At 36.2% G+C, this 23,344-nt stretch carries 16 protein-coding genes; 10 read left to right on the top strand and 6 right to left on the bottom strand.

All coding sequences use genetic code 11. The features are described from left to right. Positions 1-216 precede the first annotated feature (216 nt). The gene (locus EXIGUO8A_RS10440) at positions 217-669 is read right to left on the bottom strand and encodes an Lrp/AsnC family transcriptional regulator (RefSeq protein WP_159303084.1); all 453 of its coding nucleotides are present in this window, start codon (positions 667-669) and stop codon (positions 217-219) included. A 163-nt stretch (positions 670-832) separates the two neighbouring features. Here EXIGUO8A_RS10440 and EXIGUO8A_RS10435 point away from each other — a divergent pair, with 163 nt between their 5' ends. The 4 genes from EXIGUO8A_RS10435 to EXIGUO8A_RS10420 all read left to right on the top strand — a co-directional run bounded on the left by EXIGUO8A_RS10435 (position 833) and on the right by EXIGUO8A_RS10420 (position 4,992). Then, positions 833-1,981: a histidine decarboxylase gene (locus EXIGUO8A_RS10435; protein ID WP_159303083.1), complete on the top strand. Its 1,149-nt coding sequence runs from the start codon at positions 833-835 to the stop codon at positions 1,979-1,981. A 249-nt stretch (positions 1,982-2,230) separates the two neighbouring features. Further along, the gene (locus tag EXIGUO8A_RS10430) at positions 2,231-3,367 is read left to right on the top strand and encodes an esterase-like activity of phytase family protein (protein ID WP_159303082.1); all 1,137 of its coding nucleotides are present in this window, start codon (positions 2,231-2,233) and stop codon (positions 3,365-3,367) included. A 164-nt stretch (positions 3,368-3,531) separates the two neighbouring features. Next, positions 3,532-4,077, top strand: coding sequence for a TetR/AcrR family transcriptional regulator (locus tag EXIGUO8A_RS10425; protein WP_159303081.1), 546 nt, complete (start codon positions 3,532-3,534; stop codon positions 4,075-4,077). Positions 4,078-4,131: 54 nt separating this feature from the next. After that, a complete protein-coding gene (locus EXIGUO8A_RS10420) occupies positions 4,132-4,992 on the top strand; it encodes an SDR family oxidoreductase (RefSeq protein WP_159303080.1) in 861 nt (286 codons plus the stop codon). A 181-nt stretch (positions 4,993-5,173) separates the two neighbouring features. Here EXIGUO8A_RS10420 and EXIGUO8A_RS10415 read toward each other — a convergent pair whose 3' ends face one another. Then, positions 5,174-6,103: a sensor histidine kinase gene (locus EXIGUO8A_RS10415; RefSeq protein WP_159303079.1), complete on the bottom strand. Its 930-nt coding sequence runs from the start codon at positions 6,101-6,103 to the stop codon at positions 5,174-5,176. Between the two features lie 214 nt (positions 6,104-6,317). Between EXIGUO8A_RS10415 and EXIGUO8A_RS10410 the strand changes: the two genes are divergently transcribed. Then, complete coding sequence (locus EXIGUO8A_RS10410; RefSeq protein WP_159303078.1) at positions 6,318-12,401, top strand: alpha-2-macroglobulin family protein; 6,084 nt, start codon at positions 6,318-6,320, stop codon at positions 12,399-12,401. A gap of 167 nt (positions 12,402-12,568) precedes the next feature. Here the strand turns inward: EXIGUO8A_RS10410 and EXIGUO8A_RS10405 are convergent, their stop codons facing one another. Then, complete coding sequence (locus EXIGUO8A_RS10405) at positions 12,569-14,617, bottom strand: M13 family metallopeptidase (RefSeq protein ID WP_159303077.1); 2,049 nt, start codon at positions 14,615-14,617, stop codon at positions 12,569-12,571. Between the two features lie 269 nt (positions 14,618-14,886). Here EXIGUO8A_RS10405 and EXIGUO8A_RS10400 point away from each other — a divergent pair, with 269 nt between their 5' ends. Both EXIGUO8A_RS10400 and EXIGUO8A_RS10395 read left to right on the top strand, forming a co-directional pair. Beyond that, positions 14,887-15,618: a carboxypeptidase-like regulatory domain-containing protein gene (locus EXIGUO8A_RS10400; RefSeq protein ID WP_159303076.1), complete on the top strand. Its 732-nt coding sequence runs from the start codon at positions 14,887-14,889 to the stop codon at positions 15,616-15,618. Beyond that, complete coding sequence (locus EXIGUO8A_RS10395) at positions 15,615-16,619, top strand: transglutaminase domain-containing protein (protein WP_159303075.1); 1,005 nt, start codon at positions 15,615-15,617, stop codon at positions 16,617-16,619. Before EXIGUO8A_RS10400 ends, EXIGUO8A_RS10395 begins: the two co-directional genes overlap by 4 nt. A 2-nt stretch (positions 16,620-16,621) precedes the next feature. On the opposite strand, the gene EXIGUO8A_RS10390 is transcribed toward EXIGUO8A_RS10395, so the two are convergent. The 3 genes from EXIGUO8A_RS10390 to EXIGUO8A_RS10380 form a co-directional block, all read right to left on the bottom strand. After that, positions 16,622-17,140: a DUF4136 domain-containing protein gene (locus EXIGUO8A_RS10390; RefSeq protein ID WP_116770389.1), complete on the bottom strand. Its 519-nt coding sequence runs from the start codon at positions 17,138-17,140 to the stop codon at positions 16,622-16,624. 66 nt (positions 17,141-17,206) lie between these two features. Continuing rightward, positions 17,207-18,208 carry a GTPase ObgE gene (obgE, locus tag EXIGUO8A_RS10385; protein WP_116770388.1) on the bottom strand — a complete coding sequence of 334 codons (1,002 nt, stop codon included), beginning with the start codon at positions 18,206-18,208 and terminating at the stop codon, positions 17,207-17,209. A 55-nt stretch (positions 18,209-18,263) separates the two neighbouring features. Then, the gene (locus tag EXIGUO8A_RS10380) at positions 18,264-19,373 is read right to left on the bottom strand and encodes an adenylate kinase (protein WP_159303074.1); all 1,110 of its coding nucleotides are present in this window, start codon (positions 19,371-19,373) and stop codon (positions 18,264-18,266) included. A gap of 136 nt (positions 19,374-19,509) precedes the next feature. Between EXIGUO8A_RS10380 and EXIGUO8A_RS10375 the strand changes: the two genes are divergently transcribed. The 3 genes from EXIGUO8A_RS10375 to EXIGUO8A_RS10365 are packed head-to-tail and all read left to right on the top strand — an operon-like array spanning position 19,510 to position 23,234. Then, a complete protein-coding gene (locus EXIGUO8A_RS10375; protein ID WP_159303073.1) occupies positions 19,510-20,664 on the top strand; it encodes a 5-(carboxyamino)imidazole ribonucleotide synthase in 1,155 nt (384 codons plus the stop codon). 5 nt (positions 20,665-20,669) lie between these two features. Further along, a complete protein-coding gene (purE, locus tag EXIGUO8A_RS10370) occupies positions 20,670-21,158 on the top strand; it encodes a 5-(carboxyamino)imidazole ribonucleotide mutase (protein ID WP_076547358.1) in 489 nt (162 codons plus the stop codon). Positions 21,159-21,209: 51 nt separating this feature from the next. Beyond that, positions 21,210-23,234, top strand: a complete 2,025-nt coding sequence (locus EXIGUO8A_RS10365; RefSeq protein ID WP_159303072.1) for a M3 family metallopeptidase — start codon at positions 21,210-21,212, stop codon at positions 23,232-23,234. The last annotated feature ends 110 nt before the right edge of the window (positions 23,235-23,344 follow it).

Here is a 23,344-nt window from a genome sequence, read left to right as displayed (position 1 = left end):
ATTTTAGAATATATTTCCCCTTAAAACATAGCACGATTTAAAAAGGAAACGGGGTTTTAAACAACATCAAAAAAAATCCGAAAACTAAAGAATTTCGGAGTTAATTTACTCAAGAACAAAGGTAGGTATTGACTATTACCATGATAACCCAAAACATCATTTAAATGACTTTAAAAATCTGTTATGTGTGCCGTTTTCAATAGTTCAACGCATTTATCAAACGTTAAATGCAGTACTATCTTTAACAGAATCGAGTACAAAAGAGCTGTGTATAATAGAAATTCCATCAATAATAGATAGCTTTTCATTGATAAACTCATGAAATCCTGCTATGTCATTTACCGCTATCTTTAATAAATAATCAAAATTACCGGATACCTGATGGCATTCCATAATATCTGGCAATAACATTATCTCCTTTTTAAAATTGTCGGCAAGCTTTTTTTGTTGCTTCGAAAGCGTTACTTGACAATAGGCAATAAGCTCTTTTCCTATTTTGGTTCTATCGACTAGGGCAACATATGATCTTATAATTTCTTGCTGCTCTAATTTTCTGATCCTTTCATAAGTTGGGGTAACGCTCAGCCCCACTTTAGCTGCAATTTCCTTTGTATTCTGTTTGGCATTACGTTGCAGTTGCATTAAAATTTTTCCATCAGTTGCATCCATAGTAGATTATTATTCTAATTTATTAGATAATTAAGACTAAAACAGTATTGTCGAACCAATATTTCTATTAAAATAGATTTATATACTGTAATTATTAAAAATAAAGTAAAAAATTATCATTAATCGTAATTTTACAGTTCAAAAATACCTTTTAAATTACAATATGATGAATAACGAACAAAAGATAGATGAGCTGCTAACCAAACTAATTCAGGAAAAAGACAGAGTTATTGGTTATCCGGTTGCGAAGGATTTTGATTATTCAAGACTATACGAGTTTTTAAAGCATCCTATAAATAATGTTGGCGACCCTTATGAAGACAATACATATAAGGTACAAACCCATGAAATGGAGCGCGAAGTAGTTGACTTTTTTGCAAAACTTTATAGGGCAGACCCTACCGATTTTTGGGGCTACGTTACCAATGGTGGATCCGAGAGTAATTTATATGGTCTGTACCTAGCTAGAGAATCTCACCCAAAAGCCATGGTCTATTTTTCTGAATCTACCCATTATAGCGTAAAGAAAAACATACACTTGCTTAACCTACCAAGTATAACCATAAGAGCCCAAGAAAATGGAGAGCTAGATTATGAAGACCTAGAGAACACCCTACAATTAAACAGAGACAAACCTGCCATTATACTGACCACTTTTGGCACTACTATGACAGAGGCAAAAGATGATGTATCTGAAGTAAAAAGAATTTTAAAAAAACTGGCTATTCAAAATCACTATATTCATTGTGATGCTGCCTTGGCAGGTTCTTATGGACCATTTATTGAACCGCGTATTCCCTTCGATTTTCAAGACGGGGCAGATAGTATTTCCATTAGCGGCCACAAATTTATTGGGTCGCCATTTCCTTCAGGAGTAATTATTGCAAAGCGTTCCTTAAGGGATAGAATTGCACGAGGCATATCTTATATTGGTTCTTTAGACACCACCATAACCGGTTCTAGAAACGGCCATAGTCCTTTATTTTTATGGTACGCCGTTAAGAAAATGGGAGTTAAAGGATTAGAGGAACGATACCGCCATAGTTTGGAAACCGCTGAATACTGCAAAACAGAACTACGAAAAATCGGTATCAAAGCATGGACTAACCCTGGGGCTATCACCGTAGTTTTACCTAAGGTCGCAAATCGCATCAAAGAGAAATGGCAATTGGCTACAGATGATATTACACACGTAATCTGTATGCCCAATGTTACCAAGTCTCAAATCGATGAATTTATTAAAGACATCATTGAAGAGAAAGAACATGCTGATCTAAACACAGAAAACAAAGAACTTCAGTTTCAAGACTAAAAAGTAATTAGAAGATTATTTTTAAAGCGCCCTACCTTAGGAAGACAGGGTGCTTTTTTTATTGAATTCTTCTGCTTTCTAATTATAAAAAATCGCATATTGCCATCAACGGAAAACGATATATAGGTAAGTAAGTGCCACCACAAATTTATAAGTTTGATATTGAATTAATCTATAAATAACAGTAGATTAATACCGTAAAAAATTAAACGCTTCATCTTGCTAGTTCAACCAAAAACACTAGTTAAGATGAAAAAAAATGCAATTAAAATGATAGGTCTATTACTATGTGCAATCTTTTGCTCATGTGAATTTTTAGAAGAATATACAGGCGGTAACATTGGTAACGACCCCAACCAAATAAAAGAAATTTCCTTTATTGACGAATTCGTAATTGCCGATGGAATGCTCTTTGAAAATACTTTGATCGGAGGCTTATCTGGAATTGACTATGAAAACGGAAAGTGGTATTTAATAAGTGATGACCCCACTGCACCCATTCGTTTTTATACCGCTAATATTGAATTTAACGAAAGTGGCTTTAGAGATGTATCTATCAACGGTGTTACTGAATTAAAAGATAAAAATGGCAATTCTTTTTCAGAAGACACTGTTGACCCCGAAGCAATACGTGTAGCAGCTAACGGAACCATTGTATGGACCAGCGAAGGCAATATCAACAACGGTATAGATCCATTCATAAGATTTTCTGACCAAGCAGGTAATTTTCTATCTGAAGCTTTAGTTGCCCCCAAGTATAAGTTCAACACAAATGAGAATATTGGACCTGTGCACAACGGAACTTTCGAAGGATTATGCAAGGCTTACGGTAGCAACGGATATTGGGTCAATATGGAATTGCCCTTAAAACAAGATGGTGTTGAGCCAACTATTGAAGATACCGAATCTCCCATAAGAATTTCATACCTCTCTCAAAACGGAACATTTGGAAAGGAGTTTGTATATGAATTAGATCCAGTAGTAAGAAAAGCATCGGAAACAGCATTTACCATAAATGGTGTTGTTGAAATACTGGAATACAGCACAGACCAATTCTTATTCTTAGAAAGATCCTTCTCTACCGGATTTACAGATGGAGGAAACAATGTAAAGATTTACAAGGTTGACGCATCCAATGCTACCAATGTAAGGAATATGGATTCTTTGGAAGGAGAAACATATATAAAGGCTACAAAAGAACTTCTATTCGATTTTGAATCTATTCGAGGAGAACTGACCGACGGTATTGTTGACAATATCGAAGGGATCACCTTAGGCCCGGTATTGGAAAATGGAAACCGTTCTTTGGTTTTGGTGGCCGATAATAACTTTAGTGCCTTTGGACCACAGTTAAATCAATTCATATTGCTAGAATTGATAAACTAGTATCGATTGAAAATAAAAATGCCATGGTAATACATGGCATTTTTTTACCTAAGCACTTAACTTTTTAATTGGTGGTCAATTCGATTTTTTCAAAAAAATGAAGCTTTATAAAATAATGCAAACAAAATTTGGAATAACCATTCCAATCAATGTACATTTGCATTGTGAATAAAAAGGAATCTATCATATCATCAGCTTTACAATTGCTAACTGAAAAAGGAGTACACAATACACCAATGTCAGCCATTGCAAAAGCTTCGGGTACGGGAATGGGAACTATTTACAACTACTTTCCCAACAAGGATGCTTTGATCAATGATATTTACACTAAAATTAAAAACGAAGAAAAAGATGTCTTTTTGAATTTTGAATCGGGAAATCCTATCAAAACTCAATTCGAAAACTATTTTACTTCAGTCATTGCTTTTTTTGTACAAAACCCCTCCTATTTTCAATTTATGGAGCAATTACAGGCTTCACCTATAATTACCGCCGAAAGTAAAGAAGTAGGTAAAATTGCGATAGCACAGGTTGTTGAACTTTTAGAAAAAGGCAAGCAAGATCGCATTATAAAAGACATTGAGGTAGAAGAATTACTAATGTTCATTGGCGGAGCTATTCTTTCTTATTTACGTTATTATTTTAATCAGTCGCAAAACACCTCTCCAAAGCATCAAATGAAAATGGTTTGGGATGCTATCAAAGAATAAAAAAAATTATTTAAGAATTGGAATGAACATTCACTCCAAAAATAATTCGATATCATGAAAAAAAATGTATTAATTACCGGAACCTCAACGGGAGTAGGCTTTGAAAGTGCCATCTTATTCGCCAACAACAATTATAAGGTATACGCTACCATGCGTAATCTTAACAAAGCGGATAAACTGAAAGAGAGAATAGCTCAAGAAAGCCTTGATATAGAGATTTTATCGCTAGATGTTACAAAAATAGATTCCATCAAATCTGCTGTGGAGACTATTATCGCAAAAGATGGAAAATTAGATGTATTGGTCAACAATGCCGGTGCAGGTTTTGCAAAAACCACCGAACAAGCCAGCGAAGAAGAAATCAGGTGGGTAACCGAAGTAAACTACCACGGTGTAGTTTTTTGTACTCAAGCGGTATTACCTTATATGAGGAAGCAAAAGAGCGGACAAATTATTAGTATAACTTCAGTTGGTGGTCTAGTTGGCCAACCATTCAATGAATTGTATTGCGGAGCCAAATTTGCAGTAGAAGGCTTTATGGAAGGGCTTGCCGCCTATGTAAGCGATGCCTTCAAAATTAAAATTAGCTGTGTAGAACCCGGGGGGATATCTACTGAATTCATGACCTCAGCTATAGAAAAAACAGCCGTAGAAGGTCAGTTTACAACAGGAGAATACTTACCCATATTTGAAAGATATATGGCAGGCAACCAAAAACGTGCAAGCGAAAGCAAAGAATCTGTTTACCAAACCGGTCTAGAAGTTGCTCAAGTAGTTCTAGACGTTGCTAAAAATGAAAATCCGCCTTTACGTATACGTACTTCTCAATGGGCAGAGAAGTTTTGTGAACTAAAAACAAAAGCAGATCCAGATGGCACAAAACTAGTACAACAGATTAAGGAATCTTTCCTTTAATCTCTGCCTGTTTAAAGGTTATAAATCAAAAAGCACAGACTATTTTGGTTTGTGCTTTTTAGTTATAAATTATACTCATGCATTATATCTGAAAATCTTAAGAAAAAGCTTTATGGTAAAACTGCGTTGAACTTAAACATTTTGCCAACTACTTTTTAGTTCCAAATAATAAAAATCAGCCCTAAAAAGCCGTGGAGGAATTAGGAAGAATCACTGAAAACTTAGTACCCTTGCCCGGTGTACTTTCTATACTTAACCTGCCGTTGTTTTTCTTCAAGTAATCAATGCAAGCATTTAAGCCAAACCCCGTGCCTTTCTCGTCGGACGTTCCTAATTGGGTAAAAAGTTTTTCTCCCTCAAATATGGTATCTATTTCTTCCTTGTTGAGTCCCACACCGGTATCTTTTACAATTGTATGTACCTCGTTTCCCTTAACTTTTAAACAAATATGGATTTTTCCATTTTTAGGAGTAAATTTAATTGCATTGTGCAGAAGATTACGAATTACAAAGGCGTAATTCTGTTTATCGGCATATATAGCACTGTCCAAATCGCCAATAGTAAAATCAATTTGTTTTTCCATCAACAAGCCTTCAAACAAACCTCCTACTTGAGTTAGTATATCATTGCATTTAAAAAGGGTGAAATTAACCGGTTTATTCTGAATTTGATCTTGAGACCACTGTAGTAAATCTGTCAAAAACATATCGAGATTGGCAATATGTTTAGATAACTGCCCTAAATATTCCTTTTCGGTTTTTCTATCAAAATCATTGAAAGCCATAGAATATACCAAACTCTGCAATGTTGCAATAGGACTTCTTATATCATGAGAAATCAAAGTGAAGAGCTTTTTATTGATTGTATCCAACTTAACAAGTTCTTGCTTTTGTTTCTTAATTTTTTGCGTGTAACCAATTACAACCAATGATATGGGATAAGATATGATAATGGGTAGTATTATAGACATACCTAAACCGTATCCAAAATTGGCAACCTTAAAAAAGAAGGAAGAAATTAAAAAGAGAAGAACTGCCATCAAAACGGCAACAACAACTATTCTATGTGGTTTACTTAATAAATTTTCTAATTTTTCTATTGGTTTAGGCATTATATATTATGTTTCAAAACACTAAAATTAATCGCATAGCCATGCAAAATAGAAAATAATGCGTAAATGAAATATGACATTGACTCAATTCTTCAAAAAACCACCAAGTATACCATAAACTTACCTGTTCTCACTAACCGAAAAGTAGATTACACTCATTTTTCATTGTATATAAAATTACCTTGGCACAGTTTTGTATTGTAATTTTACTATGATGAAAAAACTATATTTAATTTTAACCGTATTCATGTTTTCACAATTTGGTAATGCCCAGCAAAATGATTCTTATGATCAACTTTGGAAGCAAGTTGATGCACATGAGCAGGAAAAAAGAACCAAATCTGCCTTAAAACTGGTAGAAAATATATTTACCCAGGCAAAAGAGGAGAGCAACAGTGTACAGACCATTAAAGCGTTACTTCACAAGTCTAACTACGCCATGACGCTTGAAGAAAATGCCAAATTAAATATCATCAATGAATTCAAATCTGAAATTGAAATTGCAGATTCGCCTACTAAACAAATTCTACACAGTCATTTAGCTAATTTATACTGGCAACATTTTCAAAACAACAGGTATAGGTTTTACAATAGAACAACTACAGAAAACAAGGTAGATTCCGTAGATTTTAGAACCTGGGACCTAAATACAATATTTAAGGAAATAGATGTACATTTTTCTGCATCGTTAGATGATGCGGAGAAAACCCAAAGTTTACCAATTTCAGATTTTGATGAAATACTAAATACTGAAGAAGAAAGCAGAATATATAGACCCACCCTATATGATCTATTGGCACATACCGCTTTAAAGTTTTATACCACTAGCGAAAATAGTATTAACAAAGCTGCCAATGCTTTTGAAATTGAAGACGAAGCGATTTTATGTGAAGCATATACGGCTAGTTTTTTAAGAATTGATAAAACGAAAACACTATCGCTACAAGCAAAAGCATTAAATATTTACCAAGCATTAGTGGCATTTCACTTTGGCAATCCAGATATGAATCCTTTAGTATTCGTTGATATTGAAAGGCTAAATTTCATTCATAGTAATGCAACATTTGGTAATAAGGACAGCCTGTTCTTAGAGGTACTTGAAAACTCCGCAGAAAACATTAAGCATAGTCCGCTTTCTGGGTTATACACCTATGAAATTGCTAAATACTACCAAAAATTAGGGCAAACTTATGAGCCTTTAACCCAAACGGACCATCAATGGAAACTTAAAGAAGCCGTTGATCTTTGCGATAGTGTCATTGCACGTTTTCCCAAAAGTTTAGGAGCTGAAAAATGTATGGCTTTAAAATCTCAAATTCAAGAAGTATCAATACATCTAAAAGCGGAAGAACATATACCAACACAAACTACCAGCAGGCTTTTGGTCAATTACAAGAATATTGAAAACCTGAGTTTAAATGCGTACAAAATCACACAGAAGCAACTTAAATCACTAAATGAGTTGTATCCGAACGCCAAAAGGGAATCCTTTATCAAAAAACTACCGGTATCCAAATCATGGTCTGCAGACTTAAAAACAGCGCATGATTACCAATTACATAGTACAGAGATCAAGCTTCCTGCTCTAGAAAACGGAGTATACATATTGGCAGCTGAATCTACAAATGAGAAAAAACCGGTTTTTAGCTACACTACGGTACAAGCAACTGATTTCGCCATTGTAGAAACCCAAACCAATACACATCAATATTACCAAGTAATCGATAGAAACAATGGAAAACCTATTGCCAATGCCGCCATACAATTAAGCTACCGTAAAAACTATCAAGACGGATTAAAAAGTGAATTTTTTGTATCTGATAAAACAGGATTTATTTCAATTGAAAAAAACAATAACAATTGGAACAACGTAAACATCATTGTCAAAAAAGATAAAAACACTGCATTTTTTGGCGATTACTATATTAGAAGAAACTATGAACAGAATAGAGCCAACATAAATTATTCTTGTTTTCTATTTACCGACCGCAGTATTTATAGACCAGGTCAACCCGTATTTTTTAAAGGAATAGCCATTAGTCAAAATAACGGGAAATCCAGTATTTTAGAAAATACCAATGTTCAAGTAACATTGAGTGATGTAAATGGTCAAGAAATTGAAACACTTCAATTAATGACCAATGAATATGGTTCTGTTTCAGGTGAATTCATGCTCCCAACTTCCGGACTAACAGGTCAGTTTTCAATTCGCGCATATTCAAATAAATTAAATGTTAACGGATATACCAATATATCTGTAGAAGAGTATAAACGACCAAAATTTGAAACGAATTTTGAGCCGATTACAGAGACATACAAAGTAAACGACAGTATCAGTGTAAAAGGTAAAGCAACAGCATATGCAGGTAGCGTTATTTCAGATGCCAAAGTAGTTTACCGTGTAAAACGTGTGGTGAATTTACCTCGCTGGTATTATTGGTCCAGACCATATTTTAATGGTTCTTCTCAAGAAATTGTACAAGGGGAAACAGTTACAGATGCATCCGGTAATTACGAAATCACTTTTAAGGCGATACCTGAAAATAGTATCGAAAAAGAACAACTACCCACATTTAACTACGAAGTTACCGCCGATATTACCGATATCAATGGCGAAACACGAAGCACCGTTACCAATGTAGCCGTAGGTTATCATGCATTGAACGTAGATGTAATAGTCCCCAATACAATAGACAAAACTCTAAAAAATAACGGCTTCAACATTGAGAGTACAAATTTAAATGGACAATTTGTGCCAGCCAATGGCGAAGTAAGTTTATACAAGCTACAGGCACCAGATCAGGTTTTACGCCAAAGACCTTGGGCAGCACCAGACTATGCCGGTTTTACCCAAAAAGAGTTCAAAACCCTTTACCCACATGACGCTTTTAAAAACGAAGACGACCCTAACCAGTGGGAAAAAGGAAAAATGGTCTGGTCATCTAAATTTAATACAGGCGAATCAAAAGAAATGAGTTTCGGGAAAACCAAAAATTGGGAGTCTGGAAAATACAAGCTAGAACTGACCTCAAAAGATAAATTTGGACAAATAGTGAAAGATGTTGCCATCATTACTTTTACCGGTAATGAAAATACCCTAATAGATAATCAATTGTTCCATATAAAAACGGATAAGCAGCAATACCAAGTTGGAGACAAGGCACAGGTAACCTTTCTTTCCAGTGCCGATAACCTGAATATTACCGTTGTGGTAGAAAAAGACCATAAGGTTTATAAAGAGAAAGTAATTACACTCAACGATAATTCCCAAACCATTACTGTACCTGTTACAGAAAACGATTTAGGCGGATTCTTGGTGTCCTATAGCTATGCATTTGCCAATGACTTTGAGGCGAGCAATTATATGGTTGCCGTGCCCTACCCTTCCAGCGATCTTCAAATAGAAACCATGACATTTAGGGACAAAATTGCCCCTGGTGCAGAAGAAACTTGGTCATTTAAAATAAAAGGACCTGAAGGCGAAAAAGTAAGTGCCGAACTATTAGCAAGCATGTACGATGCTTCTTTAGACCAGTTTAAACCCCACGCTTGGTATTTTAATCCTTTAAGCAAGCCAAATTATTATACGCAAAGAAGAGCTAATGCCAATAGAAGTTTTTCCACTATTGACTTTCAAACATTTGCACAAAATACCAACCATAACTACCCAAGCATACAATTTGATGCCTTCGATATGTTCGGACTAAATTTTGGGAGTTTTGGATATTTCAATGAATCACGAAGATTGTATAAAACAGCCGCACCAACGGCTATGATGACGGATAATGCCATGTTAGAAGAAGTGGTTACTGTTGGTTATGGAGCTAATGATATTGAAAGTGAGTTATCCGGAAAAGTTGCGGGGATTGAAATTACTGATTCCGAAGCAGAAACAGAAGAAACAGTACAAACAGATTTTGAATCAGTAAAAATTAGAAAGAATCTTCAAGAAACCGCTTTTTTCTTTCCACAATTAAAGACTGATAAAGAAGGAAATGTTTCGTTCAGCTTCACTTCTCCCGAAGCATTGACCCGTTGGAACGTACAACTTTTGGCGCATACCAAAGAACTGGAAAGTAGCATTACCAACCTGAATACAGTAACCAAGAAAGAGTTAATGGTCATACCAAATGCTCCTCGCTTTTTACGTGAAGGGGACACCATTACCATAAGCACCAAAATTTCCAATTTAACACAAAAATTATTATCCGGTCAGGCAAAGTTAGAACTGACAGATGGACTAACAGGTACAGATATTACTAAAGAATTGATGGAATCGTCAGATATTCTTAAAGCAAAATCCTTTGAAGTAGACACTATGGGAAACACCCAAGTTTCTTGGCGTCTTAAAATACCTGAAGGATTGCAAACTGCTCAATACAAAGTCATTGCAAAAGCTGGTGATTTCTCCGATGGTGAACAAAATATGTTGCCCGTTTTGTCTAACAGAACATTAGTAACCGAAACCTTACCCATGTGGGTTCGTAGTAATCAAACCAAAACGTTCACTCTTGATAAATTGAAGAACACGAATTCGGCGTCATTAAAACATCACAAACTGACTTTGGAGATGACTTCCAATCCTGCGTGGTATGCAGTACAAGCCTTGCCTTACTTAATGGAGTACCCTTATGATTGCAACGAGCAAACGTTCTCAAGATACTATGCTAATTCACTAGCAAGTTATATAGCCAATAGTAACCCAAGAATACAAGAAGTGTTCGATCAATGGGCAAGTTCTGATGCTTTATTGAGCAATCTTGAAAAGAATGAAGAATTAAAGTCTTTATTAAATCAAGAAACACCTTGGTTACGAGATGCACAATCTGAAAGCGAGCAAAAGAAAAGAATAGGCTTGTTGTTCAATATGAACAAAATGAAAAACGAGCAGCAATCGGCTTTGAACAAGCTTATTCAGAATCAGAATTCAAACGGAGCTTGGGCATGGTTCAACGGTGGACCAGATAACAGATATATTACCCAACATATCGTTACGGGCATGGGGCATTTGAACAAATTAACTACCTCTGAAGACACCAATACAGATGATTTATCAATTTCATTCAATTCTAAATCAGAAATGATTAAAAAAGCAATTGACTATCTCGATAACGAATTCGTAAAGGAATATGAAGTAATGAAGAAACATACCTCTAATATAAATGATGATCATTTAAGTGCAAATCAGGTTCATTACTTATACATGAGAAGCTTCTTTAAAGACATTGAAACGTCTAAAAATGTGGACAAAATCATTGCTTATTATATTGAACAAGCCAAAAAATACTGGACAAATAGAGGTTTGTACGCCCAAGGAATGTTAGCGTTAACATTACAAAGAATGGATGATACAAAAACAGCTTCAAAAATAATTCAGGCTTTAGAAGAAAATAGCATTACCAATGATGAATTGGGCATGTACTGGAAAAGTAATACCAGTTCTTGGTTTTGGTATCAAGCACCTATAGAAACACAAGCTTTATTGATCGAAGCATTCTCCGAAATTCGTCCTACCGATATTGAGACTATAGATAATCTTAAAATCTGGTTATTAAAAAATAAGCAGACCAACCAATGGAGCACCACCAAAGCAACTACCGAAGCGGTGTATGCATTGCTATTGCAAGGAAGCGATTGGTTATCGGTAACCGATGCAGTCGATGTCTTGATTGGAGGGGAACAATTGGAGTCTTCTACATTAGAGGATGTTAAAGTTGAAGCAGGTACAGGATATTTTAAAACTTCTTGGAATACTGCCGAAGTAACCCCTAAAATGGGCGAAGTACAAATAAGTAAAAAAGGAAACGGTATAGCTTGGGGCGCATTGTACTGGCAATATTTTGAGGATTTGGACAAAATAACCAGTGCCGAGACTCCACTACAATTAAAGAAAAAAATCTTTTTGAAGAAGAATACCGATACTGGCGAAGTGATTTCCGAAGTAACGGATAATACTGCTTTAAAAGTAGGAGATTTGGTTAAAATAAGAATAGAGCTACGATCGGACAGAGATATGGAGTTTATACATATGAAGGATATGAGAGCGGCAGGTTTTGAGCCCGTTAACGTAATTTCTAGATATAAATGGCAAGACGGATTGGGGTATTACGAAAGCACGAAAGATGCCAGCACCAATTTCTTTTTTGACTATTTACCAAAAGGCGTCTATGTCTTTGAATATGATGTACGGGTAAACAATTCAGGTAATTTCAGTAACGGTATTACAACAATTGAAAGCATGTACGCCCCAGAATTTACTAGTCATAGTGAAGGAGTACGAGTTTCTGTAGAAAATTAACGTCATTACGAACGTAGTGAAGTAATCTGTTTGTTAACTGACTAAAAATTTATTCTTGACCATTAACAGACAGATTGCTTCGTCGCGAAAAACTCCTCGTAATGACTAACTAAAACAAAAAAAGGGCGCTACAATGTAGCGCCCTTTTCTATTATACTAAAAATAGTTTACCAAATATGAACTCTCTTTTCTGGAGCAAGGTACATTTCATCACCTTCTTTGATATCAAAAGCATCGTAAAACGCTTGAATGTTCAATAATGGCTGTGTAGCTCTTACCATACCAGGAGAATGCGGATCAGTTTTGATCTGTGTTCTCAAAGCCTCGTCTCTACTTTTTGTTCTCCAAACCGTAGCCCAAGACATAAAGAAACGCTGCTCTGCGGTGAAACCATCAATATCCTCCGGACGACCGTTTTCTTCATAGTATTTCTGTAACCCATCATAAGCACCTAACAATCCGCCTAAGTCACCAATATTCTCACCTAAGGTAAATTTACCGTTCACGTAAACATCTGGCAATACCATAACACTATCGTATTGTACAGCTAATGCATCAGCTCTTTCTGTAAAAGCTTTTAAATCCTCTTCTGTCCACCAGTTTTTAAGATTTCCATCAGCATCGAAACGAGAGCCACTATCATCAAAAGCGTGAGAAATTTCATGACCGATAACAGCACCTATACCTCCATAATTTACAGCTTCATCAGCGGTATAGTTATAGAAAGGAGGTTGCAAAATTGCTGCAGGGAAAACAATCTCATTGTTCAATGGGTTAAAATATGCATTTACGGTCTGTGGAGACATTCCCCATTTAGTTTTATCAACAGGCTCACCAATTTCTGAATAGTTCTTTAATTCGCCCCATTTACTAACTGCAGTCATATTTTCAAAATAAGACTTATCTCCAGATACTTCCATAGTAGAATAATCTTCCCATTTATCGGGATATGCAATTTTAACGGTAAACTTATCTAACTTTTCAATTGCTTTTGTTTTAGTAGAATCGCTCATCCAATCCAAAACAGAAATACGTTCCTTAAAAGCATCTATAACGTTAGCGATCATCAGCTCTGCCTTTGCTTTTGCCTCTGGGGGAAACTTGGCATCAACATACAACTGTCCAAGTGCTTCACCTACAGTACCATTTACCGTAGCCAACGCACGCTCATCTGCTGGGCGTTGTTCTTTAGCACCTCTTAAGAACTTGCTATAAAACTCCCAATTGGCAGTTTCAATATCTGTTGTTAACCTACCGGCAGCATTGTTGAACGTATCCCATCTAATCAAAGTTTTAATATCCTCGATCGGAGTTGTTTTTAAGAACTTGTCCAAATACTCCGTATATCTCAATTGCGTTACCAAAAGCGTATCGAATTTTTTAGTGATTCCCAGGTCAGAAATCAACTTATTCATATCAATGGTAGACAACATTTTATCAACCTCGGCAATAGTTCTTGGGTTGTTGTAATTTCTAGCATCTCTACGCTCAACCTTGTTTAAACGTGGTTCTGCCAATTGTGTTTCCAAAGCAAGAATTTTATCGGCTGCCTTAGTAGCCTCTGCTTCAGAATCTCCAAGTTTCTGCAACATTCTAGATACGTGCTTCTTGTATTCTTCACGAATTTCTACAGATTTTTCATCTTCATCAAAGTAGAAATCACGATCTGGCAATCCTAATCCATTCGCTCCTAAATACACGGCGTTCATGCTACTGTTATTTAAATCTGCACCTGCACCAATACTTATAAACGGTGTAGAAACTGCAGCATTTTTAGCGATAACAGTTTGTAGGTCATTTAAATTTTTAACAGAAGCGATAGCCTCAAAAGCCTCATCTAACGGAGCAACACCAGCTTTATTTCTAGCAGCAGTATCCAATTTCGTATCAAAAATTGCCAATGCCTTGGCTTGATCGGTATCTGCGGCGTAATTTCCACTTTCCTTTGCCGTGGCTAAAATCTTCAATACATCGTCATCCGTAGATTTACGAAGTACGCTAAAACCTCCCCAACTGGTTCTATCATCTGGTATTTCTGTAAACTTCATCCAATTTCCATTCACATAATTATAGAAATCTGATTTCGGGTTTTGAGTGGTATCCATATTGGCGAGAACGATACCAGGAATTTTTTCTGCCTCGGCAGTTGGTTTAGCCTCTTCTTTACAAGAAGCCAAGGCTACCAAACCGGCAGCCAATAAATAAACTTTTTTCATTTGTGAGTTAATTTTAAACGTGTCGGTCTATATGACGCTCGTTTTGAGTTTTGTTACAAAAATAACAGGATTTTATTCTAAACATATTTATTTCACTATTTACCACCATCCTTAACCTCTGATATTTAATCATTTGCATCCAAAATAATTGACCAATAAAACAGCACTATATGTTGTTAACTCACTGAAATCACTCATTCACTCATTTTTCATTTTAAAAGACCGGGTTCCAACATACTTTAGAGATATAGATATAAAACCATAACATTATGAAAAGTACATTCACCCTTGTCGTAAAAGAACCATGCAAAGAAAAATTTAGTAATTTTAGTAAAACCGAAAAAGGAAGATTTTGCCAAAGCTGTGAAAAGGAAGTTATAGATTTCACCAAGTTATCTGACCCTGAGCTTATAAAGCATTTGAGCTCTAATAAAAATACTTGTGGCATGTTCAAGGCATCACAACTTAAAACGTATGAAACTAACGCATTACACACTATGAACAATTCTATACTACACAAAGGAATAGCAATGATGGGCTTTTCATTATTGGCACTTAGCGCGACGAATGTATCGGCACAAGAAATAGTAAGCACTGAAACACCGATTGAAATAACCTCTTCTAATATTATGGGCGATATCTCGTATGTTGAAACCGTACAGAAAAAATACACTGTAACAGGTAGCATTGTAGATGAGGCGAACGAACCCTTACCCGGTGTAAATGTTGTTTTAAAAGGAACAGCCATTGGTACCCAAACCGATTTTGATGGTAAGTTTGAATTTCCCCAACATTTGGCAGAAAATGACATTTTAGTCTTTAGCTTCATTGGTTACGAAACCAAAACATACAAGGTAGAAGCAAGCGGAAATTCAAACATTGATATCAATATTTCCTTTGACACTTACGATGTGGAGTTAATGGGCGAAGTTGTAATTACAGGAGCTTACACCAGCAAAAGAAACATTTTTCAAAAAATCGCAGACATTTTTAAAAAATGAAAATTGTTCTCTTAGCAGCATTATTAATTTCAATTTCCTGTTTTGCCCAACGATCAGATTTCCCTGAAATAGATTTTAAAAAAGCGGATAGTATTGCACAGTATTATACAGGTGCAAGCCTAACAAACTTACCTGTGCTTACCTATAATCTAACAGCATCGTTACCAACCGATGTTGAAAAAATAAGGGCTATTTATACTTGGATCGGCACTAACATTGAAAATGATTATTCGTCTTACCAAAAAATAAGCCACAAAAGAAAAAGGCTTGCTAAGGACCGGCAAGCTTTTTTAAATTGGAATACAGACAGAACTCCGAAGGTATTTAAAGCTTTATTGGAAAATAAAAAAACGGCTTGTACAGGCTATGCCTACTTGGTAAAGGAAATGATAAATTTAGCAGGATTTGAGTGTGATATTATAGATGGTTATGGACGAACGCCTACAATACGTTTAGAAGAAGATAGTGCACCCAATCATTCTTGGAACAGAATAAAAATCAACAATACTTGGTACTGGTGCGATGCAACTTGGTCTGCAGGAGAAACTGTCATCTTAAACGCTGAGCCCATGTTCAATGCAGATTACTTTGACGGCTATTTTCTTGCGGATCCTGCACTATTTGCAAAAAACCATTTTCCAATTGAGAAAGATACTACCCACAGCGCTAACGATGATGCATTTAAGACTTTTATCAATGCACCGGTAGTTTATAAGGAAGCATTTTTAGAGCCTATTATTCCTGTAGCACCAGAGCGCATGCATCACCAAATTACAAAAGGAACTGCGGTAACGTTCAAATTAAAAGTCCCTGATACGTTCAATGATGATATTCATTTATTACTAAATAAGGGAGGCGGTCAAAAAGTGGTTACCCCTAAAAATAGTAGAAAAAAGAACGAGATTAGCTTAGCGCAAACGTTTACTAAAAAAGGACTTTATGATGTTCATATTTCGACCAAAGACCATCTTATAGCCACTTATGTCATTAAAGTAAAGTAAACCTATTCAGGTGGGTATTTGCTAAAAATCTTATCAACTACAGCTCTTAGTTTTTCCGATTTTTCTTGTGGAGTATCCCCTTCACGAAATGGGCTTTCGCTTATGGCTTGCCATATAAGCATGTCTTTATTGGCATCTACAAAATCAATTTGGAGTTCACGGGTCAATTTAGGTCCACCAACAGGAATACCAATTGATACTCCGCCACCAACATTACCTCCGCCACCGCCGAGTCCTACTCCAACATTATTACCTCCTTGAGATTGAAAAACAGTGCTTTTAATATTAATGAAAAGATCGGGCTCTTCGGCAAACATATATCCCTTCTCCCCAAGAGTGGCATCTAGGGCATCCATAAGTCTTTTCTCGTCCAATTCACTTAGACCGGTTTCCATATCGGCATAATAATTAAAAGTGGAGTAAGAAGAGAAATCGGTTTTGCTATCATAATCATAATTGACCCTTGCCACACCGCAAGAAGACAATACAACCAACAAAGCACCAATTAAAAATGTTCTCATAACAACGTATTTTCTTAAAATTAAAGAAAATCTAAGAGTAAACTATGTTTTTACAAAGGTATTCGACTAAGCGTTTAGCATAGCCCAAAGTTTATCTTTTAGTTCTACTATACCCATTTGGGCAACTGAAGATATGAACATAAACGGAGTATCGCCAAACTCACTATTGAGCTCTGCCTTCATTTCATCCATAAGTTCCTCGTCTAGCATATCACTTTTTGATATACAAATAAGTCGTTCCTTATCTAACAATTCCGGGTTATAACGACGTAGCTCATCTAACAAAATCTCATATTCTTTACTGATATCCTTACTATCCGCAGGAATTAAAAACAACAAATTGGCATTACGCTCAATATGTCTTAAGAAGTAGTGCCCTAAACCTTTGCCTTCTGCAGCACCTTCTATAATACCAGGAATATCTGCCATCACAAAACTCTTAAAATCTCGGTATTCTACAATACCTAAGTTCGGTTTTAAGGTTGTAAATTCATAATCGGCAATTTTAGGTTTTGCAGAAGTAATTACACTTAGCAACGTGGACTTACCTGCATTTGGAAAACCTACAAGACCAACATCTGCCAGTACTTTAAGTTCTAAAAGAAACTCTCCTTCCAGACCGTCCATACCAGGTTGTGCGTACCGTGGTGTTTGGTTTGTGGCCGTTCTAAAATGCCAGTTACCTCTACCGCCCATACCACCTTTAAGCAGTATTTTTTCCTCACCATGTTCGGTGATTTCAAAAAGAACCTCTTTCGTTTCAAAATCTTTTACAACGGTACCTAACGGCACATCTAAATAAACATCTTCACCATCTGCCCCGGTACTTCGGCTCTTACTACCGTGCGCACCATGACCGGCCTTAAAATGTTTCTTGTATTTGAAGTTTACTAATGTCCACAGATTTTCATTACCACGAACTATAATATGACCTCCACGACCACCATCTCCACCATCAGGACCACCTTTGGTAATAAATTTTTCACGGTGCAAATGCACAGATCCCTTGCCTCCTTTACCAGAAGCCAAACTTACCTTAACGTAGTCTACAAAATTCCCTTCGGTCATTATTTTCTATTCAGTTCAAAAATTTACATCAAAACTAGTTGAAGCAAACTTTATATTATTTTAAGCCTTCGATTACTTCGGTTAGGCGTTCGGTAATTTCGGCAATAGTACCGATACCGTTTACACTATAAAACTTATTTTGAGCCTCATAAAATTCTTTAACAGGAGTAGTTTTCTCATTGTACTCATCAAAACGATTTCTGATTTTGGCTACGTCTTGATCATCTGTTCTACCACTAACTTTACCTCTTTCCAAAAGACGTTCTATTAAAATTTCATCGTTTGCTTCTAAAGCGATCGTCGCATTAATGCCCATGTCCTTAGATTCCAAGAAATTATCTAGAGCTTCTGCCTGTGCAGCCGTTCTTGGAAAACCGTCAAAAATGAATCCGTCCGCATCAGGATTCTTCTCCACCTCTTCTTGTAACATTTTTATGGTTACCTCATCTGGAACCAACTCCCCTTTATCAATATACGACTTAGCTAGCGTACCTAGCTCCGTACCGTTCTTGATGTTGAATCTAAAGACATCTCCAGTAGAAATATGATTTAAATTATATTTTTCCTTTAGGAATTGTGCTTGTGTGCCCTTGCCGGCTCCTGGCTTACCAAAGAGTACAAGATTGATCATATGTTTTTGGTTTAATTGGTATACTTCTTTTAAATTTCTTCCCTGTTCGTTGTAATCCAGTCCGTAACCCACAATAAAATTATCGGGTATTGCAAGTCCAAAATAATCTATGGCATATTCCCCTTTGTAAACATCTGGCTTATAAAAAAGACTGGCTATTTTAAACTCCTTCACCTTCGTCTTAGAGAATAGATGCACAAGTTGTTGCAAGGTACGCCCAGTATCAATGATATCCTCTAGAATAATAACACTGCGACCTTCAATATTTTCTGGTACATCTAACAAGGTTTCAACAATGCCCGTTGACGTAAGGCCTTGGTATGAACTCAATCTTACAAATGACACTTCGCAAGGGTGCTGATAAGCTTTTAACAAATCTGAAACAAACATAAAAGACCCGTTCAATACACCAACAAAAATAGGTGTCTCATCTTTATAGTCTGCCGCTATTTTATCGGCAACCGATTTAACCGCCTGTAGAATTTCAGACTCGCTTAAAAAAGGTTTAAAAAACTTATCGTGAATTTGTATCAATTGTCATGGATTATCAAGGTTTGCAAAGATAAGGTATTGCCTTGTGTTTTTGAATAGAAAGGAATTGGTTTCTAAGATTTAACCGTATTTTTGTAACACTTAAGGCATTTTTTCAACTGCCAAAAGCAACAATTATATGGATTATTTTTCTTCAGATTTTAAATTAGGCATCTTAGGAGGTGGTCAATTAGGCAAAATGATGCTTTACGAAACCCGAAAATGGGATGTCTACACCAAGGTTTTAGACGCTTCGCCAGATGCACCAAGTAGCATGTCATGCAATGAATTTGTACAGGGCAGTCTTTTAGATTATGATACGGTCTATAACTTTGGTAAAGATGTAGACATACTAACGATAGAGATTGAAAATGTAAATTTAGATGCGTTAGAAAAATTAGAAGACGAAGGGGTAAAAGTGTATCCGCAGCCAAAAGCACTACGCATTATTCAAAATAAGGCAAAGCAAAAATTGTTTTATGTTGATAACGATATACCTACCGCAGATTTTCAGCGGTTTGCCTATTTGAGCGAAATTGAGGATAGTATTGCAAACGGCGGATTAAAATTTCCTTTTGTTTGGAAAGTAGCACAATTCGGGTATGACGGGCAAGGCGTTAAAGTGGTTCGTAGTTTAGCCGATTTAGAAGGATTACCTACCGGCGAATGTATTGCAGAAACCATGGTGCCGTTTAAAAACGAATTAGCCGTAATTGTTTCTAGAAATGCGGAAGGTGAAATAAAAACCTACCCTGTGGTAGAAATGGAATTTCACCCTGAAGCCAACCAAGTGGAATATGTAATTTGCCCGGCACGTATAGATGATAAAGTGGCTGAAAAAGCAAGAGCACTCGCATTAAAGGTAGCGAATAAAATAGGACTGACCGGGTTGTTAGCCGTTGAAATGTTCCAAACCGAAGACGATCAAATTTTAGTGAACGAAGTAGCGCCAAGACCACACAATAGCGGTCACTACAGTATTGAAGCTAGTTACACCAACCAGTTTGAACAGCACATACGTAGTATTCTAGGATTACCTTTAGGAAGAACAGATAGCAAGGTTGCCGGTGTAATGGTAAACTTGGTGGGTGCCGAAGGACATACAGGTAATGTTGTCTACAAGAACATTAATGAAATTTTAGCGATGGAAGGTGTTACTCCGCATATTTACGGAAAAGCTCAAACAAGACCATTTCGTAAAATGGGTCATGTAACCATAGTTAACGATGACTTAGGCAAGGCAAGAGCCATTGCCGAAAAAGTAAAAGAAACAATACAAGTGATTTCAAAATAATAAACATGAGTAAAGTAGCCGTAGTAATGGGTAGCACTAGTGATATGCCCGTAATGCAAGACGCCATAGATATTTTAAAAGGTTTTGACATTGAGGTAGATGTAGATATTGTATCTGCCCACAGAACACCTGAAAAACTTTTTGATTTCAGTAAAAATGCACACACCAATGGTTATTCAGTCATTATAGCAGGTGCCGGTGGGGCAGCCCATTTGCCGGGTATGGTAGCATCAATGTCTCCGTTACCCGTTATTGGGGTTCCTGTAAAAAGTAGCAATTCTATTGACGGATGGGACTCTGTACTCTCTATACTTCAAATGCCAGGCGGTGTACCGGTTGCTACCGTAGCATTGAACGGAGCAAAAAACGCAGGAATATTGGCAGCTCAAATTATAGGTAGCTCAGATAAATGTGTTTTAGACAAGGTTATTTTGTATAAAGAAGGTCTAAAGCAAAAAGTTATCGATGGCGCTAAAGCTGTAAATGGCAAATAATCATCTACAAGAAATTTCAATTCTCAAATCTAATTTCTCAATAATAGAAATATGAATCCATTATTATCCCCTTTTGATACTGCTCCATTTTCACAAATTAAAAACGAGCATTTTAAGCCAGCATTTTTACAATCTATAGAAGATGCAAGAGCAGAAATAGATTCTATTACGAATAATACGGAAGCACCAACTTTTGAAAACACCATAGAAGCATTAGAATTTTCAGGTCAGCAATTAGACCGAATTTCAAGTGTGTTTTTTAACTTGAATTCTGCCGAAACCAATGAGGAGATTCAGAAAATTGCACAAGAAATTTCTCCGTTATTATCAGAATTTGGTAATGATATTACCCTAAATGAAGATTTGTTCAAGAGGGTAAAAGCAGTTTATGACCAAAAGGATAAATTAGACCTTACCGTAGAGCAAAATACCCTTTTAGATAAAAAATATAAGAGCTTTAGCAGAAACGGCGCTAATTTATCCGAAGAGAAAAAGAAGCGATTACGTGAGATAGATGCTAAACTGGCAAAGCTAAAATTAACATTTGGCGAAAACGTACTTGCCGAAACCAATAAATTTCAACTACACCTTACGGATGAAGCAGATTTAGACGGATTACCAGAAGGTGAAAAAGAAGCTGCCGCACAATTGGCGATTTCAAAAGGCAAGGAAGATGGTTGGATGATTACCTTAGATTACCCAAGCTATATACCCTTTATGAAGTATGCTAAAAACAGAGCATTACGAAAAAAGCTTTCATTGGCTTTTGGAAGCAAAGGGTTTCATAATGATGAGTTGGACAATCAAGAAAATGTTCTTGAAATTGCTAAACTACGTTTTGAAAGAGCCAACTTATTAGGTTATAAAACGCATGCCGATTTTGTATTGGAAGAGCGTATGGCAGAGACGCCAGAAAAAGTACATTCTTTCTTAAGTGAATTGCTAGAAAAAGCGAAACCAGCCGCAGAACGTGAGTTTAAACAACTAGAAGATTTCGCTAAAAAAATAGATAATATTGACCGTTTAGAAAAATGGGACAGTAGTTACTATTCTGAAAAATTAAAGCAAGAGTTATTTAATTTAGATGATGAGAAACTGAAGCCATATTTCAAGCTTGAAAATGTAATCAATGGAGTTTTTAAAGTTGCCGAAAATTTATTCGATTTACAATTTGAAGAGGTTCATGACATTGAAAAATATCATGACGAGGTAAAAACCTATAAAGTTTACGATGCCGATAAAAACTTTATTTCATTATTCTATGCCGATTTTCACCCAAGAGCAGGTAAACGCGGTGGTGCTTGGATGACCTCCTTTAAAAGTCAATGGAAAAGAAATGGAGAAAATGTACGTCCGCATATATCAAACGTGTGCAATTTTACTCCGTCCACAAAAAGCAAACCTTCATTATTGACTTTTAATGAAGTTACGACCCTATTCCATGAATTTGGACACGGTTTGCACGGTATGCTGGCAAACACCACTTACCCTAGCCTATCCGGTACATCTGTATTTTGGGACTTCGTAGAATTACCTAGTCAGGTTTTAGAAAACTGGTGTTATGAAAAAGAAGCGTTAGAATTATTTGCCAAACATTACGAAACCGGAGAAATCATACCAATGGAATTGGTTAAAAAGATAAAGGAATCCGCCACTTTCCAAGAAGGAATGCAAACGCTACGACAGTTGAGTTTTGGATTATTGGATATGTCTTGGCACGGAATTGACCCAACGAGCATCACCAATGTGAAAGCACATGAAGATGAAGCTTTTAAAGACACCAGTCTTTACCCAGAAACTCCAGAAACCTGTATGAGCACCGCATTCTCACATATCTTTCAAGGAGGTTATTCTTCTGGGTACTACAGCTACAAATGGGCAGAAGTGTTGGATGCAGATGCCTTTGCCTATTTTAAGGAAAAAGGAATTTTCAATAAAGAAGTAGCAACCAAATTCAAAGACAACGTGCTTTCACAAGGTGGCACTGAAAACCCTATGGTACTTTATAAAAGATTTAGAGGTGCTGAACCTAAAGTTGAGGCTTTATTAGAACGTGCCGGTTTGCTTACTAGCTAATATAGATAGAGCTTGAAAGCAATTGTAGGAGTTTAAATAGGCGGTAATCAAAATCAAAGATTACCTCTTACACGGAGATTGAATTATTGGAAAACTAATAGTATTGAAAA

The organism is Maribacter litoralis (assembly GCF_902506355.1).
In the GTDB taxonomy this organism is placed as follows: Bacteria; Bacteroidota; Bacteroidia; order Flavobacteriales; family Flavobacteriaceae; genus Maribacter; species Maribacter litoralis.
This window is presented reverse-complemented; position numbering and strand designations above follow the sequence as displayed.